We start from the raw sequence: 16,563 nt of genomic DNA on the forward strand, positions 1-16,563 counted from the left end.
TTGTATGAAAATATCCCCTCGCTGTCAATGTGAAATATACAGTTATCGGGGAGGTTTTTATGTATATATGGATGAAAGGTGTTCACTCATGCCATTAATTTGTAACGGTTTTGTCTTAAGCTGTTCACATCCCGTGTGGCTACTGCCGCAGCGAAATAGGAGATAATGGTAGAAAATAGGGAGCACGGATGCATGGGGAAGCCAAGTGCTCTTCGCGTTAGAAAAGTAAAAAAGCGTGTGATATCATGGAGGTGGTTACAACTGATCTGATCGTACATATAGGAGGATAAATAGCGATGAGCCATGGAGTAAAGGAAATGACACCACAAGAGCTGTTGGAAAAGCTGGAAGCCAAAGAGGAGCTGCAAGTCATTGATGTACGTGAAGTTGATGAGTGGAATGCAGGTCACATTAAAGAGGCAAAGCTGATCCCACTCGGATTTTTGCCGCATCGTATCGATGAGCTGGATAAGGACATTCCGATTGTGATGGTTTGCCGTAGTGGTGCCAGAAGCCATAATGCTACAGAGTATTTGAGTGCACAAGGGTATGACGTGGCGAATATGGTTGGCGGCATGCTAGCATGGCCAGGTGAAGTCGAACAGTAAGAATCTATAGAAACAGTGTGATGCCTCCCGCTTGCAATCAGGAGGCATCACGCATGGGACAAGCAGGGAGGAAGCAACCCGTGAGTGAAGGAACACAATTGCAGCAGGAATCTGCGATGAAGAAACATTGGTTTCCTGTGTTAGCTGGTATTATCATTTTGGCTATCGTCGGAGTCTTTGGTTATAAGTACATGACACAAGAGAAGATCGAAGTGTTGAAGCCCATTGCGGACTTCACCTTAGACAACAGTGACGGAACAACCTATACATTTAATGAAAGCGCTGGCAAGGTACGACTGGTTGAGTTTATGTTTACCAAGTGCCCGGATATTTGTCCCGCGACCACGTACAACATGGCCAAGCTGCAAGATCAGTTGAAGGAAAAGGGACTGTTCGGAGACAAAGTAGAGTTTATCTCCATTTCCTTTGACCCTGATAACGATACGCCGGAAGTCTTGCAGGAGTATGCAGCCAAGTTCAAGGCAGATCAGAGTGGCTGGAAGTTCCTGCGCGGGGACGCTCAGGCTGTAGAGAAAGTGACGAAGGATTTTGGTCTGATGGTCATGAAGCAGCCAGATGGTTCTTATGCCCATACGGCTCGCATGTTCCTTGTGGATGGAGATGGAAACATGCGTCGCGCGTACGGGATGGCAGCTGACATGGACATGGAAGTCATGATGAAAGAGATGGAACAGCTCGCTGACTAGCGGGTCTCCTCATAAGAGATGTTTACAACTTCTTCTGTCTGATTCACGAATTCAATATGAACGAGTAACGCCCACCTGCGATTGCCTTCTTGAAGCAAGAGCTTAAACGTCTCTTCCGACGTGGTGGGCGTTTTTTGTTTTCGTCCGACATGCAGGTAGTCCACAATTTGAGCGTTTGGATATCGCTTCATCGTTTCCTGCATCGCGAGCCTGCCCCATTTTGCATAGGGAGGCTGGGCATAGGTAGGGACTGTCTGAAAGATGAGCAGGAAAAGTACGGCACAGAGAAGGGGCATCATGTTCCGATAACGAAATAGGCGGCGAGTGACCTGCACCTGATTATCCCTCTCCTTTTCGAAATGGTTTGCCATGTATTTTGAAGACTTTTCGGAATATCATTCGTAGAAAATAATGACAATGAATTGTGGGAGGTATTTGATGCATTACTTGCTCATTCCCTTATTTGGCGTTCCTGTTTTGGTGGGGGTTCTTGCGGCGATTTTCCAAAAGCCTCCTTTCTGGAAAAAATGGGGGCTCACGATTGTTTCAGCCATATTGATTTACGGAGGCTGCTTCGCCGCGAATGTATATTGGCAAATGAAGTATGGTATTCCGGTGTTACCCACGGAGTCTGATTTGGAGGTCTTTTTATACTTTTGTATCCTGTTAGTGTTTGTTTGTATCCTCCTGTATATTGGCTTTTTAATCACGATGAGAAAACAGTTTTGGAAAATGAATTTCGTTTTTCTATGTACAGCATTTGGCTTGTTTAGCTTTTTTGCTGTTGCCTTTTTAGGAATGGGGCCGTTTTTGAAGAAAGCGGAGTACGTCACCGTCGTACAAAAAGCAAAAGACCAGTGGAAAGGGGCGAAGATGGACAATGAGAAGCCCATTGATCTCGCCATCGTATACAGCAGACAAGACTGTACGAAAAATTGTGCCGGGTATCCGTATTCAAGTCTCATCCTGGTACGAAATCAGTCGGACCAGCCGTTGGAGATTGATTTGAAACTGCGACTGAAAAACAAAAGCGGCGTCGTATTAAAAGAAATCGAGGCAGTACCGCTTAAGCTCTCTTCAGGAGAAATTACGGAGGTATGGACGGGCGATTCTTATGCGAAGCATGACTTCTGGGCGAGAGCAAGTGTGGTTACGGATGAACGAGTTGCCGATTTGGAGTATCAGTATTCAATTATTGACCGAAGATGAATGTGTGGAATAGACAAGACTGGGTGAAACGAACGTCTTACGTTGTGATATAATAAGAATGGCATGCTTGGTTCGGATTCCCATAATCATGCACGACGATGTTAGGAGGAAAGAGTTTGAGCGACGTTAAGATTTTCGCGATGGGCGGCCTCGGCGAGATCGGAAAAAATATGTACTGCGTCGAGTATGAGGACGAAATCATCATCATTGACTGCGGGGTGAAATTCCCTGAGAATGAAATGTTCGGTATTGATCTGGTTATCCCGGATGTTTCCTATCTAGTGGATAACCAGCACAAGATCAAAGCACTTTTGTTAACGCACGGACATGAGGATCACATTGGTGCGATTCCTTATATTTTACGGCAAATTAAGGTGCCGATTTACGGTGGTCGTCTGACCCTGGGCTTGGTCAAGGCGAAGCTGGAAGAGCACCGTTTGCAAAATGAAGTGAAGCTGATTCCAATTTCGGAAGATACGGAAATTCCTTTTGCGAAGCTAAAGGCGACATTCTTCCGGACGAACCACAGTATTCCTGATTCTTTGGGAATTGTGCTCCATACACCGGAGGGAATGGTCATTCACACGGGTGACTTCAAGTTTGACATGACACCAGTCGGACAAACAACGGAGTACGGAAAAATTGCACGCTTTGGTGCGAGCGGTGACGTTTTGGCGCTTTTATCCGATAGTACGAACAGTGAGCGTCCTGGATTTACGATGTCAGAGAGATCGGTAGGGGAAGGGATTCTCGATGTGGTACGCAAAGCGCGTGGACGCATCATTCTGGCTACCTTCGCTTCCAACGTACATCGCCTGCAACAGGTGGTAGATGCTGCCGAGCAGTGCAATCGCAAAGTGGCGGTTATTGGCCGCAGTATGGAAAAGGTTTTCTTGATTGGACAAGAGCTAGGCTATATCCAGATGCCAGAGGGCATGCTGATTGATATTAAGCACATCGACAACTACGCAGACAACCAAGTGCTGATTATTTGCACAGGCAGTCAAGGCGAGCCGATGGCAGCGTTAACCCGCATTGCAGCCGGTTCCCATCGTACCGTTTCCATTTATCCGGAAGATACGGTGATTATTTCTGCATCCCCAATTCCAGGAAATACGATCAACGTAAGCCGCACGATAGACAAGCTGTACCGTGCAGGTGCCAACGTAGTATTGAGTCATGAATTTGATATTCACGCATCGGGACATGGTAGCAGCGAAGAATTGAAGCTCATGCTCAATTTCATTCGTCCGAAGTACTTCATCCCGATCCACGGGGAATACCGGATGTTGAAGACTCACTCCAAGCTGGCCCAACAGGTTGGGATCGAGGAGAGCAACATCTTTATTATGGACAACGGCGAAGTGCTGAATTGCAACCGCGAAAAAGCGTGGCTCAGCAAAGTACAAGCAGGGATTGTCCTCATTGATGGCAGTGGTATCGGCGACGTCGGCAATATCGTCCTGCGCGATCGCAAGCATTTGGCGGAGGATGGCTTGATGGTCGTGGTTGTCAGCCTCGATATGAAGAACTTCAAAATTTTGACGGGCCCAGATATCGTGAGCCGCGGCTTCGTATACGTACGCGGTTCTGAATCCTTGATTCAGGAAGCGACACAGCTCGTTCGTGGGCGTCTGCAGGAAGCATTGGATAAGAAAATCAAGGAATGGTCTGAGCTGAAGTCACAGATTAATGAAGTGATCAAGCCGTTCATTTATGAAAAAACAGGCCGTAATCCAATGATTCTTACCATTTTGATGGAAGTGTAGCTCCTGCTTTCTCGGGTAGGCGCAGTCGGGGTATAATAATAGGTAAGTTAAACTTCGTGATATAAAGGAGAGGTTGCCCAATGATGTCTTATGAAGCATATATGAGCCAAGTAATTCAACCGATGCGCGATGAGTTGACTCGCAACGGTTTTCAGGAGCTTCGCACTGCTGAAGAAGTAGAGCAAGCACTGCCAAATGCAAAAGGCTTGACACTTGTTGTCGTGAACTCGGTTTGTGGCTGCGCGGCAGGACTCGCTCGTCCAGCAGTTGTACATTCCTTGAATCACGCTACAAAGCCGGATAACATTTTCACTGTATTCGCAGGTCAAGACAAGGAAGCGACTGCAAAAGCTCGTGAGTATTTCGAAGGCTATGCTCCGTCTTCCCCATCCTTCGCGATCATGAAAGACGGCAAAATCATGACCATGATCGAGCGTCATCAGATCGAGAACAACGAACTGGCGACAATCGCTGGCCTGTTGACCAATGCTTACGACACTTACAAATAAGAAACCACTAAACATCACGAGGCGCCCGGTAACGGGCGTCTTTTTTGACAGACTTGGTGTTAGTAATCGTTTGAAATGGGTCCAGGCTCCGTCCTTCAGGGAAGCCTGTACTGTCCGCTCCGGAGTGATTAGCCGGGAAACGCAAAAGGAGTACCTAACTCAAATTTATTGGGATTAATTTCCTTTTATTACTATACTAAAATGTTTAATAAGTATGGTAATGAAGGGGGAGAGAGAATGAGTAAGTTGGTCGTGATTACAGGCGTGACACGTGGTTTGGGCAGGGAAATGGTCGAGCGTTTTCACGAAGCAGGCTGGACGGTTGCAGGCTGCGGTCGTTCGGAAAAAGAGGTGCAAGGATTGCGTCAGCAATTCGAAGATCAGCATCATTTTTCCGTTGTCGACGTTTCGGTCATGGAGCAAGTGGAAAAGTGGGCAGAGGAAGTCAGAGCCGAGGTGGGCGTTCCCGATCTGTTGATTAACAATGCCTCCATTATAAACCGGAACAGTCCAGTCACTAGTCTTGAGGCAAATGAGTTTTCGAGAGTGATGGACATCAATGTGAATGGTGTTTTCTATGTAATTCGCACCTTTTTACCGTTTATGGTTCAGCGCGCAAATGGCGGAGTCGTCGTCAATATTAGCTCGTACTGGGGAAGACACGGGGAAGCGTTTTTATCACCGTACTGCGCATCGAAGTTCGCCATCGAAGGATTGACACAGTCATTGGCAGCCGAATTACCTGAGGGGATGGCGGCAGTGGCGCTTGATCCAGGAGGCAGTATCGATACTTCCATGCTCCGTTCATGCTCGCCAGAAGATGTAGGCACGGCACCGAATCCGGTAGAGTGGAGCCGTGTAGCGGTACCGTACATCATCGGTCTTGGTCCGCAAGACAACGGAAAGTCACTTACCTGCCCACCAGTGAGAAACAACTGAATATCGTTGCCGTTGTTTCATTAGCTGTCGAGAAACCCTCGGCAGCTTTTTTGGTATGAAAAAAACTCCCGTTGATGGGAGACTTTATTCATCGATTATTTCACTTCCATAATATTTTTTAAAAAAAGTTGCGATCTTTTTCCACCATTTTCCGTCGTATTAAGGTGTACAAGCAAAAAGGTGATAGCTGCGCAGCGTACCTTTTTGAACCTGTAGCCCTCGATACAGGTTTTGATATGGGGAGGAAGACAGATGCAGGACGACAGGCTGATCATTGAGGAGGTTCTCCAAGGGAACAAAGAGGCGTATTCTCAGATCATACAAAAATATAACAAAAGGGTCAGATTGCTCATTCGCAAGATGATCGGACAGCCGCATCTTGAGCAGGACATGGCTCAGGAGATCTTTATCAAGGTGTATTACCATTTGGGTGACTACAGCAAAAGCTACGAATTTGGTGCCTGGCTCTACAGGATCGCCACCAATTATTGCTTTGATGAACTGCGAAACCGAAAACGATCGATTCCAGTTGCAGAAGCAGATATTGAACTGGCTACCAGTCATTCACCTGAGCTCGAATACCTTGCGAAAGAGCAGAAAGTCTTTTTACAAAATCGAATGATGACCCTGGAGTCCAAATACCGCGTCGTCCTGGAACTGCGTTACCTCCAATTTTTGAGCTACGAAGAAATTAGCGAAGAGCTGGATGTTCCCATCAGTACGGTGCGAACACGTCTTTCCAGAGGCAGAGCCAAGCTCAAAAATGCCATTACGAATTCGGGTAAAGGAGGGGACCTCTACCTATGACTTGCTTGAATACATTCATGCTGAAGGCGTATTTGGAAGACAAGTTTTCTTTGCGAATGCAGCAAAACATACAGCGTCATCTGGAAACATGCGGTTCGTGTCAGAGCAAGTTTGAACAATATTTGGATGATCTGGACAACTCTAATGATGAAGCCGAAGATGTATGGCAGACGGAGGCAACCATCCAAAATGTCATAGACAAGCTCCCCGCTTACCCGATGAACGTGCTCAAACCCATACAAAAACAACCAGTTCAAATAAATTGGAAAAAGCGGAGTGTGGATATTGTGAAGAAAACTACGATTGCAGTTGCAGGCTTGGCTATGGTTGTCACATTCGGAACAGCAGTTTCTCCTACGTTTGCGAGCTATATGAATGGGATTTATGCATCGATCAATCCGAGTGAGATAACAGTAACAAAAGGGCCATACAATGCGAAACAAACAGTCAACCTGTTTGATAAAAAGCAGACAGACATTGGCGTGAAGAAAGCGGCAGAAAACGGCTTTGTACAGCCGCTTGACATGAAGGTGACAGACCAAGGTCTGACAATGGAAATCAATGCGGTTGCAGCCGATCCGTTGCGAATCATGATTCTGGGCTCGGTGAAGGACTCGTCAGGCAAAAAGATTCCTTCGTTCTGGAAGGATCAGTTCACGATCATAACAGGCGACACTGTGAATGAATTCAGGGAAGTTCGACTGAAAGATAAAAATGGCAAAGTAATCACGGATTTAGATGATAAATCTGAATTGATGAGATGGCTACCGCTGCCGAACGGTGAAAACTTCGCTTACGAAGCACGAATGAACGCATACTTTAATGAAGCGAATCCGATGCCGGACGAATTGATTTTGGAAATGCGCGTGAAGCGCCTGACAGATACGAAAGGCACGTGGAATTTCGATATCCCGATTGATATGCGACCAGCAAAAGCAGCCATGAAAACAGTAGCGTTGAACAAGGAGTTAAAAACTCCAACAGGAGCAACAGTAGAGCTAAAAGAAGCGCGCTTTGCTCCTACTGCTACGCAGCTAGAGTTCTCAAACAGCAATCCGAATAAGCAAGTAGTGGAGGGTTTTCGTTACGAGCTGGTCGATGAAAAGGGTACTGTAGTGGGCAAATGGGATGATATGATCGAATCGGATGAATTGAATCACAATCTCAATATCATAAGCATGAGCCATGGCGCGTCGACTGACTTCACACAGAAGTGGCAGCCAAGTAAGAGGTTTGTCCATACGTACATGCCGTTGGACCCTGCAAAAAACTTGACAATGAAGCTCGATGCTATCTATACAGGAGAAAAAGTCTCATCTCAAACCAAGCTATCTCTTGCTGAACCGGAGAAAAATCCGAAAAAAGTGGATGTAGCTGGGAACCAAATCACATTTAAACCGATCATTATGGAAGAGGATGAGGAGAATACCTTATTCGATATTCCATTGGAAGCCATTCTGGCCAAAGATATAGTGGGACTTCCAGAGCGATGGACGGTGAAGGACGAGAACGGGAATGATGCCAGCATAGCATGGTTACGGGTCAACAAAAAAGAAAACCAAGATGGTACGATAAAACTCGAAGGGAAGCTAGATGTGCTCTTTGATAAAAAAGATGTGAAGGAAATAACAGTTGTGCTTGATCATGTAATAAAAGAGAACAAAGTCGATTGGGAAGTGCCAATCAAGGAAGAAAAGAAGTAGTGTGATAACCAAGCCGCTCGTTCCTGTAAAAGGATCGGGCGGCTTCTTTGCAGTTGGAATCAGTATTTAGCTTCAACCTCAGTCCGTTTTTCCCGATGAAAATAAGCGTGTAACAGACAGAGCAAGACCGAACCAGCAGAGACAAGCGTTGCCAAGAACAGAGTTGGATGAATTCCACCATGGTCATACATGAACCCCATAGCCAAAGGCCCCAGCAGTCTCCCACCGGTTGTAATCGCCCCTACGACCCCCAAATAAAATGGAGCATTCTCTCCGGTTTTTTCCGATATAAAAGTAGGAATGGTCGGCGAGATGAGCATTTCTCCAAATGTAGTGATAACCATTCCGACAACAAATGCGTAATAACTACCGTGGTAGGCCAGCATACACCCAAAACCGACAGCATACGCGATGGCACTGACGACGAGTTGGGCAGATAAGCTCTGATTCAACAGCCGCTTGATCCAGGATGTGATGGGCTGCCCGGCAAAAATGATAATCCCGTTGATGGTCCACAGCCAGCTATACGAAGACAGAGGCATACCTTGTTCGGTAATATAGGGAGCGACGCCTGTGTTCCATACCGTATTGGAAAAGAAAATGAATGCTGCGCCCAATGCCATAAACAAGTACAATTGGTAGCGGAATAGCAGGGTAAAGTTGTTTTTCACACGATGCTTTTGCTGTTCTTCCAGGTTTTCTCCGACCAGCTCCTGATGGGATATGTTCTTCATAAAAAGGAAGAAGAACAGGGCAAACAATAAGGTGCTCGTGCTGTTGAACCAAAAAGTAAGCTGGAAGGATAAAGTGGCAATGACGCCTGCCAATGCGGTTCCGATTGCCATCCCCAAATTATTACCGACGTAGACGATGTTAAATAATTCGCGACGCTGTTCCTTCCAGCGAAAACCGATAAATGCCTGAATGGCAGGAAACGACAGGTTGAACGTAAAGCCAAGCCCCATCATGAGAATCAGGTAGACAGGCCAGCTCTGAACGAAAGGAATGGAAAATTGAATAAGTCCTTGAATAATCAATGCGCCGACAATAAGACGCTTGGCACCTAGTCGATGAAACAACGATCCGCCGATGAATTGGCCGAAGATCCCAGCCAGAGATTGGATCATCAGGACGAATCCAGCTTCGATCATCGAGCGTTGCAAAATGGTATGTACGTATAAGGTAGTAAGTGGCCACATAAAGGCACTCCCGGAGGAGTTAATAAAGCTGGCGATGAGGAAGAAAATGGCCTCACGTGGATAGCGATTGAGGAAAGCTGACGGTGATATCACGCGAATACACCCCTTACCATTATGGATAAGAATAGTATAGCGAATATTCTAAACTTTGTAAATTAAAATGTTTATAATGTCACAGGTACCCAAATAAAGGCTGCTCCACTTTTGTCGAATTCGAGTATACTAGACAAAGTGGAGAGATGACATCAACTGAGGATATAGAGAATAAAGGTGGACTTTATGAAGATATGGAAACGAGTGTTGCTTCTTTTGCTTGTCGTGATGGCTGCGACAGCTGGATATTACGGATACTCTTTTTATCAATTTGCTCAAAATATTCAAGAGCCTAACATCGCACCGCCTAGTGGTGGGAATTCCACCAAAGCAGCAGAAATACCAGAGTGGGATGGCAAGGAACGTGTCAATATCCTGCTGATGGGAGTAGACCGCAGAGGAATGAAAAATAACGGGCTTCCTCGTTCTGACTCCATGATGCTGGTCAGCATCGATCCTGCGGGGAAACGTTATGATATGTTCTCAATCCTGCGTGATACGTATGTAGATATTCCCGGTAGAGGCAGCTCTCGGATCAACTCTGCGATTGTAGAAGGTGGACCTGAGCTGGCAATGGAAACCGTTAGTCAGTTTACTGGACTTCCGGTCGATCGTTACGTGATTACTGACTTTGAAGGCTTCAAGGCTCTGATTGATGCAGTGGGCGGAGTCGAGATCGATGTAGAAAAAAACATGTATTATCATGACCCGACTGATAAAGGCGAGTACGATATTAATCTGAAAAAGGGTCTGCAAAAGCTGGATGGAGACAAAGCTTTGCAATATGTTCGTTTCCGCCATGACGCGACCTCAGATTATACACGGACGGAGCGTCAGCGGAAATTAATGACAGCAGTCGTGGATCAGATGAAGAATGGTACGACGCTGATGCAGCTTCCTACAATTTTGAAGGAAGTAACACCGTATATTCAAACCAATATTAGTTCGGTGGATATGCTGAAGCTGTCTGCACTCGGATTAAAATTGGACACGCTACAGCCAGGTAATTATCAATTACCGCCAATGGGGATGTTCCGTGAATCCAACCGCGCAGGCTCTGTTCTGATTCCGGATGTCGATCAGGTTCAGTCGTTTATTGAAGAAAAAATAGCCCCTCCTACAGAAGCATCAGATCAACCCGTGGGAGAAAAGAAAAACAGCACGCAAAACTAAGCGTGCTGTTTTTTTTGTGTTTATTAGGAAAGACTAACCATGATTTTCTAAGTGCTGAGGTGACAATGTCGATGGATCGGGAGAGTGCACGCAATTGGTTTACACATACAAGCGACTTGGTCACTGAGCATATCGATGAGCCTGAAGGCCGCGTGCGACTTTTCTATTTATCGACCATGGCGGATGCCAAGGTTGTTTACAGTGAGCTCATCCCGAAGCTGCGTGAGATTTGTTTGGAAGAAAGCGGGATTGAAGTGATAGCTCAGCACTTAGGAGCATCAAGCAGTAACCGAGTTTTCGATGAGGGGGAAGCCATTGAACGTTTACTCAGCGGTCATATTATCATTCAATTGGAGAACTCGTCCTACGGCTTGGCGTTTCCCAGTGATGGCACAGTTGGCAGAAGCATTCAAGCACCCGAAATTGAAACAGTTGTACTCGGCCCACAGATTGCTTTTGTAGAAGAACTGAATGTGAACATCTGCATCGTCCGCAAATATATGTCTACCCCAAGATTGTTCCATGAACGATTGAACGTGGGGAAAACGATACCGATGAATGTGTCGATGCTGTATTTGAGTGGGACGGCCGATGAGGAAAATGTGAATACAGTACGTCAACGGATTGATGATCTGGAATTAGACACCAGTCTGGATTCTACCATACTGGCTCAGCATATCGCAGACAATGAGAAATCATTATTTCCTACTCTTCAGCAAACAGAGCGTCCAGACCGTGTCATACACGGTTTGCGCCAAGGACAGATTGCCATTCTTGTGGAGGGGAGTCCGTTCGCTTTACTCGGGCCAACTACCCTGCTGCAATTTTTTCAGTCGCCAGATGACTATTACTTGCGTTGGAGTCTCGCTACCTTCAACAGGGTCATGCGAATCTTTGCCATGATTTTGTCCCTGATGCTGACACCGATTTACGTGGCAGCTCTGACCTATCATTACGAGATGATTCCGGCTGATCTGTTGCTTTCTCTCGCACAATCGCGCTCTCGGGTACCGTTTCCACCACTGTGGGAAGCCATTTTGATGGAATTGATCATTGAGCTCTTGCGGGAAGCGGGAGCGAGGCTACCGACCAAGGTCGGTCAGACGATTGGTATCGTGGGCGGTATTGTTATCGGACAAGCTATCGTTCAGGCCGGATTCACGAGCAATATTTTGATTATTATCGTTGCCCTCGGGGCTTTGTCATCCTTTATCGCGCCTAGCTATATGATCGGTTCTACGATCCGGGTAGTTCGCTTTCCAATGATTTTTCTGGCGGGTGTGCTGGGGGCATTAGGTATTGTGGTCGGATTTAGTTTTTTAGCCAGTCACTTGCTTCGCCAGACCAGCTTGGGGCGTCCGTATATGTACCCGATTTACCCCGTGCGATTTTCAGATTGGAAGGATGGATTTATACGCGCTCCCTTATCCTCCCTTTCGGAGCGCCTCAAGTTTTTTAACCCAAAACGAATATCGCGCTTCGACAGGGATAGAGCCAAAGAGAAGAAAGACATTGACGAGTAAGCGAGGCTGCCATGAATATAAACATCGATGTAAGTAAGGGTAATACGATATCGGCATTTCTTGCAGGGGTTCTTGTGCATGGCACGCAGCTAGGGATGGGGATTCTGGGCTTCCAACGAATCATTGCCAAGGAAGCGGGGCACGATGCTTGGATATCTGTCATACTCGCAGCCTTGTTTACTCATCTTACGGTGATGACCATTAACAAGACCTTGCATAGATACCCCTCAGCCGATATTTACGGAATTCAGGAAGATGTGTTCGGAAAGTGGTTGGGAACAGGCATTAGCATCATTTATTTGACCTATTTTTTTGTGTCGGCTGGAGTCATTTTGCGTACCTACATCGAAGTTGTCCAAACATGGGTCTTTCCGAATTTGCCTACATGGATTCTGTCTGGCATCATCCTTTTTCTAGCGTTTTACACAGTCGTAGGGGGGATAAGAGTCATAGCAGGCTATTCGTTTTTTTCCATTATGGTCACGATATGGCTGATACTTGATTTATATTTTCCCTTGCAATTTGCACGTTGGGAATATTTGCTTCCCATCATGGACACTAGCCTAGAGGACCTTTTCAATGGAATGATCGCCATGTCTCTGACCAGTGCCGGCTTTGAGATTCTCTACGTTGTCTATCCTTATGTACAAAATAAAGATAGAGTAAATAAAAGTGTGCAGTTGGGAGTGCTAGTGACGTATCTGATTTATTTGTTTGTCATGATTGTGGCGCTGGTTTTTTTTAGTCAGGGTCAGCTCATGAGAACGATCTGGGCGACACTCAACATGCAAAAGATGGTGTACCTCCCTATTCTGGAAAGGTTTGAGCTGGTTGTCATTTCGTTATGGCTTCTCGTGATCTTGCCGAATATCATGCTGTATTTGTGGGCTTCTGCCCGGGGTCTCAAGCGCTTGTTCGGATTCAACCTGCGTCATTCATTGTATTGGATTATTCTCGTGATTTATGTAGCTTCCTTGTCGCTGCTATCCAGGCAGGAGATGAGCAGGATGACGAATATATTCTCGGATATAACCCTGTACATTATTTACGTGTACCCCTATTTTTTGTACCTTATGGTTTGTTTTAAGCAGCGAAAGCAAAGGGCGAAACCAACCAGCAAAGGAGAGAGTGCCTGATGCTGCCTGATCGAAAACATTGGATGCAATTATCCAAGCGGCTTTTTGCGATGTGGTGTTCATGTGTCCTCGTTTTGGCAGGCTGTTCAGATCGGCAAATTTTTGATGAGACAGGACTTGCCACGGCGGTCGGCTATGATCTTTTAAAGGATGGAAACATTCGGGGGACAGCAATCATGCCCTCCATTAATCCAGAGGCGAAAGAAAAGATACAGGTTTTTTCAGCCACCGGTGAAACCAGCAAGGGAATTCGGGATCGGATAAATTTACAATCAGATAAAAAAGTATTGGGTGGGCAGATTCGTGTCGCACTCTACAGTGAAAATTTGGCTAAGCGTGGACTTGGCAGTATCGTTGACACGCTATATCGGGATTCCTCTATTTCCAGCAGGGTTTATCTTTGCCTATTTGAAGGCGAAACATATGATATGTTAACGTATCCCTATTCTGAAGAAGGGAATATCGGAATCTATCTATATCGTATGATTGAGCAAAATATTGAAGGGGAAAAAATTCCGTCTTCCACCATGCATGAGTTTTTTCGGGCTTATTATGACAAAGGAATCGACCCGATCATGCCGTTCATTGCAAGAAAGGGAGATGAGCTGCAAATCAAGGGTATCGCATTATTTCAAGGGGAGCGTTATGTAGGATGGATCACACCTAAGGAAGCTTTTTTAATCAAGCTCATGCATGGAAAATTCAGCATTGGCAGCTACGATACTTCTGTCCCTGCTCATATTTTTGGCGAGGTGCCCAAGAGTCACGGAAGTAAAAAAGACCGTGTGCAGCTTGTCTTTGACACGATTTCCAGCCAATCAAAAATCGAGCTGACTCAAGTATCCCCCCCACTCTTTGATATTCATATCCGATTAAATGCGCGAATTTTGGAATTAACCCTTCCGCTGAAGTTGGAGAATGCAAAGTTGATGAAAATCATGGAAAATGCATTGGAAAAAGAGATCGAAAAAGAACTGCAGAAAGTAGTCCACAAATTGCAGGACCTCAATGTCGATCCCGCTGGCTTCGGGACGGTGTATCGTGCAAATAGAAGAGGGATGGCAAACATGACGCAGGCTGAGTGGAGAAAAATGTTTAAGGAAGCAACGTTTCGCTTTCACGTAAAGTCAACGATCATCCGCAATGGCGTCATGGATTAAAAAACTTTTCCTACTATTACTATTGACGTGATATTTTCAAAAAGGATATAATCCGTTTTGTATCATCATGAAATAGAAAAGACGAACATAATATACGTAGATATCTTTCTTATCAAGAGAGGCGGAGGGACAGGCCCTATGAAGCCCGGCAGCCGGTTCATTTTCGGATGAACGTCGCGGTGCCAATTCCTACAAGATTGTTTGGATCTTGTATAGATGAGAAGGGTGGATGCGAACGTATAACATTGCGTTGCAGCCCCTTTTTCGTTTATGAAAAAGGGGTTTTCTGATTTTATCAAGATTGTGGTCGGGAGGTGGATGCGTTGATCCAATTGCGTCAATTGCATAAAAGCTATCAAGTACAAGGTAAAACCATCCCAGCGTTAACGGGGATCGACCTTTCCATAGAGCAAGGAGAAATATACGGGATCATCGGACACTCTGGTGCCGGGAAAAGTACATTGATCCGATGCATCAATTTGCTGGAGCGCCCAACTTCAGGGGAAGTTATTGTGGACGGCGTCGATTTGACAAAGCTGGATGAAGGGAGACTGCAAGCAAAGCGCCGCTCAATCGGCATGATTTTTCAGCACTTCAACTTGCTGTCTTCTTCAACAGTCGGCGAAAATGTCGCTTTTCCGCTCAAGCTGGCAAAGCGTCCGAAGGCAGAGATTGACAAGAAAGTAAACGAGCTGCTGAAGCTGGTTGGCTTGGAGGCACATAAGGACAAATATCCGTCCCAGCTGTCTGGCGGACAGAAGCAGCGTGTCGGGATCGCCCGTGCGCTCGCGAATGATCCAAAAGTGCTGCTCTGTGACGAAGCTACATCGGCTCTCGATCCGCAGACGACGAACTCCATTCTCGCACTGCTCTTGGACATCAACCGCAAGCTAGGCTTGACGATTGTGTTGATTACCCACGAGATGCACGTCATTCGTTCTATTTGTGATCGTGTCGGCGTGATTGATGGAGGAAAGATCGTCGAGTCGGGTAACGTACTGGATGTATTCCTTCGTCCGAAGCATCCAACGACACAAGAATTCGTGGAACAAGTGGCGGATTCTACAGAGCTGCGTGAAGCAGTCGAGCATGAAAAGGCCTCGGGGAACCGCACGATTGCTCGTGTCACCTTCCTCGGAGAAAAAACGTACCAGCCGATCCTGTTTCAAACGATGCAAGAGACAGGTACGGTGTTCAGTATTTTGCAGGGAACGATCTCCCGCATGAAGGATACGCCGTATGGTCAGTTGGTGATTGAGCTGGAAGGCGATGTCGCACAGAATCAAAAGACCATCGAGACGCTGCGCCAACGTGGCTTGGAAGTAGAGGTGATATAAATGGACTGGACATTCGAAAATGTGGATTGGGCTGAAATCGGCGTAGGTACGATGGATACGCTCACGATGCTCGGCTTCTCCACCCTGTTTACCGTCCTGATTGGTTTGCCGTTGGGTATCATTCTGTTTTTGACTTCACGCGGACAGCTTCTGCAAAACCGCACTTTTTATACGATCGCATCATTCGTGGTCAATGTATTGCGCTCGGTACCGTTTATCATTTTGATGATTTTGCTGATTCCTGTGACGAAAATGATCGTAGGAACCTCACTCGGCGTACTGGGTGCCATTCCGCCGCTCGTATTTGGTGCCGCTCCGTTTTTCGCACGTTTGGTGGAAACCTCTCTGCGCGAGATTGATAAAGGCGTGATTGAGGCCGCACAATCTATGGGGGCTTCCAATTGGCAGATCGTCTGGAATGTCCTTTTGCCAGAGTCTAGATCAGGCCTGATAGCGGGTATTACGATCACGACGGTTACGCTGGTTTCCTATACAGCGATGTCTGGGGTAATTGGCGGTGGTGGTTTGGGTGACTTGGCGATCCGATACGGTTATCAGCGTTTCCAAACCGATGTCATGATTGTAACTGTTGTTATTTTGCTGGTGATGGTACAGATCTTACAATCGCTGGGGGACCGTCTGGTTCTAAAGTTCAGCCGCAAATAGGATCTTTCCATATAGATTTTCAAAA

General features: G+C 46.2%; 16 protein-coding genes and 1 riboswitch. Of the genes, 14 read left to right on the forward strand and 2 right to left on the reverse strand.

Annotated features, from left to right (window positions below; translation table 11 throughout):
• Nucleotides 1–296 precede the first annotated feature (296 nt).
• Nucleotides 297–608 carry a rhodanese-like domain-containing protein gene (locus ACKKE8_RS02955; protein ID WP_409176859.1) on the forward strand — a complete coding sequence of 104 codons (312 nt, stop codon included), beginning with the start codon at nucleotides 297–299 and terminating at the stop codon, nucleotides 606–608.
• A gap of 80 nt (nucleotides 609–688) precedes the next feature.
• Complete coding sequence (locus tag ACKKE8_RS02960) at nucleotides 689–1,315, forward strand: SCO family protein (protein WP_409176860.1); 627 nt, start codon at nucleotides 689–691, stop codon at nucleotides 1,313–1,315.
• Here ACKKE8_RS02960 and ACKKE8_RS02965 read toward each other — a convergent pair.
• On the reverse strand, nucleotides 1,312–1,650 hold the full coding sequence (locus ACKKE8_RS02965; protein WP_409176861.1) for a YqzG/YhdC family protein: 339 nt from the start codon (nucleotides 1,648–1,650) through the stop codon (nucleotides 1,312–1,314). The genes ACKKE8_RS02960 and ACKKE8_RS02965 overlap by 4 nt on opposite strands.
• 103 nt (nucleotides 1,651–1,753) lie before the next feature.
• Between ACKKE8_RS02965 and ACKKE8_RS02970 the strand changes: the two genes are divergently transcribed.
• The 6 genes from ACKKE8_RS02970 to ACKKE8_RS02995 all read left to right on the forward strand — a co-directional run bounded on the left by ACKKE8_RS02970 (nucleotide 1,754) and on the right by ACKKE8_RS02995 (nucleotide 8,251).
• Nucleotides 1,754–2,524 (forward strand): hypothetical protein, encoded by a 771-nt coding sequence (locus ACKKE8_RS02970; protein WP_409176862.1) that lies wholly within the window; start codon nucleotides 1,754–1,756, stop codon nucleotides 2,522–2,524.
• Nucleotides 2,525–2,622: 98 nt separating this feature from the next.
• Complete coding sequence (gene rnjA, locus ACKKE8_RS02975) at nucleotides 2,623–4,293, forward strand: ribonuclease J1 (RefSeq protein ID WP_409176863.1); 1,671 nt, start codon at nucleotides 2,623–2,625, stop codon at nucleotides 4,291–4,293.
• 80 nt (nucleotides 4,294–4,373) lie between these two features.
• Nucleotides 4,374–4,802, forward strand: a complete 429-nt coding sequence (locus tag ACKKE8_RS02980; protein ID WP_012684201.1) for a BrxA/BrxB family bacilliredoxin — start codon at nucleotides 4,374–4,376, stop codon at nucleotides 4,800–4,802.
• A 237-nt stretch (nucleotides 4,803–5,039) separates the two neighbouring features.
• Nucleotides 5,040–5,741, forward strand: a complete 702-nt coding sequence (locus ACKKE8_RS02985; protein ID WP_409176864.1) for an SDR family oxidoreductase — start codon at nucleotides 5,040–5,042, stop codon at nucleotides 5,739–5,741.
• 252 nt (nucleotides 5,742–5,993) lie between these two features.
• Nucleotides 5,994–6,548, forward strand: coding sequence for an RNA polymerase sigma factor (locus tag ACKKE8_RS02990; RefSeq protein WP_409176865.1), 555 nt, complete (start codon nucleotides 5,994–5,996; stop codon nucleotides 6,546–6,548).
• A complete protein-coding gene (locus ACKKE8_RS02995) occupies nucleotides 6,545–8,251 on the forward strand; it encodes a DUF4179 domain-containing protein (RefSeq protein ID WP_409176866.1) in 1,707 nt (568 codons plus the stop codon). Before ACKKE8_RS02990 ends, ACKKE8_RS02995 begins: the two co-directional genes overlap by 4 nt.
• A 59-nt stretch (nucleotides 8,252–8,310) precedes the next feature.
• On the opposite strand, the gene ACKKE8_RS03000 is transcribed toward ACKKE8_RS02995, so the two are convergent.
• Complete coding sequence (locus ACKKE8_RS03000) at nucleotides 8,311–9,543, reverse strand: MFS transporter (RefSeq protein WP_409176867.1); 1,233 nt, start codon at nucleotides 9,541–9,543, stop codon at nucleotides 8,311–8,313.
• Nucleotides 9,544–9,729: 186 nt separating this feature from the next.
• Between ACKKE8_RS03000 and ACKKE8_RS03005 the strand changes: the two genes are divergently transcribed.
• The 6 genes from ACKKE8_RS03005 (at nucleotide 9,730) to ACKKE8_RS03030 (ending at nucleotide 16,538) form a co-directional block, all read left to right on the forward strand.
• Nucleotides 9,730–10,716 carry an LCP family protein gene (locus ACKKE8_RS03005; RefSeq protein ID WP_409176868.1) on the forward strand — a complete coding sequence of 329 codons (987 nt, stop codon included), beginning with the start codon at nucleotides 9,730–9,732 and terminating at the stop codon, nucleotides 10,714–10,716.
• Nucleotides 10,717–10,787: 71 nt separating this feature from the next.
• Complete coding sequence (locus ACKKE8_RS03010; protein WP_409176869.1) at nucleotides 10,788–12,239, forward strand: spore germination protein; 1,452 nt, start codon at nucleotides 10,788–10,790, stop codon at nucleotides 12,237–12,239.
• An 11-nt stretch (nucleotides 12,240–12,250) separates the two neighbouring features.
• Complete coding sequence (locus ACKKE8_RS03015; protein ID WP_409176870.1) at nucleotides 12,251–13,375, forward strand: GerAB/ArcD/ProY family transporter; 1,125 nt, start codon at nucleotides 12,251–12,253, stop codon at nucleotides 13,373–13,375.
• On the forward strand, nucleotides 13,375–14,535 hold the full coding sequence (locus tag ACKKE8_RS03020) for a Ger(x)C family spore germination protein (RefSeq protein WP_409176871.1): 1,161 nt from the start codon (nucleotides 13,375–13,377) through the stop codon (nucleotides 14,533–14,535). Before ACKKE8_RS03015 ends, ACKKE8_RS03020 begins: the two co-directional genes overlap by 1 nt.
• Before the next feature lie 106 nt (nucleotides 14,536–14,641).
• Nucleotides 14,642–14,758, forward strand: a riboswitch (SAM riboswitch).
• Between the two features lie 100 nt (nucleotides 14,759–14,858).
• Nucleotides 14,859–15,872 (forward strand): methionine ABC transporter ATP-binding protein, encoded by a 1,014-nt coding sequence (locus tag ACKKE8_RS03025; RefSeq protein ID WP_409176872.1) that lies wholly within the window; start codon nucleotides 14,859–14,861, stop codon nucleotides 15,870–15,872.
• The gene (locus tag ACKKE8_RS03030) at nucleotides 15,873–16,538 is read left to right on the forward strand and encodes a methionine ABC transporter permease (protein WP_007721152.1); all 666 of its coding nucleotides are present in this window, start codon (nucleotides 15,873–15,875) and stop codon (nucleotides 16,536–16,538) included. It begins immediately after the preceding gene.
• Nucleotides 16,539–16,563: the final 25 nt, after the last annotated feature.

It is taken from the genome of Brevibacillus fortis (assembly GCF_046196545.1).
Lineage (GTDB): Bacteria > Bacillota > Bacilli > Brevibacillales > Brevibacillaceae > Brevibacillus > Brevibacillus fortis_A.

Coding starts and splice junctions, on each gene's coding strand:
- ACKKE8_RS02955 (WP_409176859.1), top strand. CDS start 297: ATGAGCCATGGAGTAAAGGAAATGACACCACAAGAGCTGTTGGAAAAG.
- ACKKE8_RS02970 (WP_409176862.1), top strand. CDS start 1,754: ATGCATTACTTGCTCATTCCCTTATTTGGCGTTCCTGTTTTGGTGGGG.
- rnjA (WP_409176863.1), top strand. CDS start 2,623: ATGTTAGGAGGAAAGAGTTTGAGCGACGTTAAGATTTTCGCGATGGGC.
- ACKKE8_RS02980 (WP_012684201.1), top strand. CDS start 4,374: ATGATGTCTTATGAAGCATATATGAGCCAAGTAATTCAACCGATGCGC.
- ACKKE8_RS02985 (WP_409176864.1), top strand. CDS start 5,040: ATGAGTAAGTTGGTCGTGATTACAGGCGTGACACGTGGTTTGGGCAGG.
- ACKKE8_RS02990 (WP_409176865.1), top strand. CDS start 5,994: ATGCAGGACGACAGGCTGATCATTGAGGAGGTTCTCCAAGGGAACAAA.
- ACKKE8_RS02995 (WP_409176866.1), top strand. CDS start 6,545: ATGACTTGCTTGAATACATTCATGCTGAAGGCGTATTTGGAAGACAAG.
- ACKKE8_RS03005 (WP_409176868.1), top strand. CDS start 9,730: ATGAAGATATGGAAACGAGTGTTGCTTCTTTTGCTTGTCGTGATGGCT.
- ACKKE8_RS03010 (WP_409176869.1), top strand. CDS start 10,788: ATGGATCGGGAGAGTGCACGCAATTGGTTTACACATACAAGCGACTTG.
- ACKKE8_RS03015 (WP_409176870.1), top strand. CDS start 12,251: ATGAATATAAACATCGATGTAAGTAAGGGTAATACGATATCGGCATTT.
- ACKKE8_RS03020 (WP_409176871.1), top strand. CDS start 13,375: ATGCTGCCTGATCGAAAACATTGGATGCAATTATCCAAGCGGCTTTTT.
- ACKKE8_RS03030 (WP_007721152.1), top strand. CDS start 15,873: ATGGACTGGACATTCGAAAATGTGGATTGGGCTGAAATCGGCGTAGGT.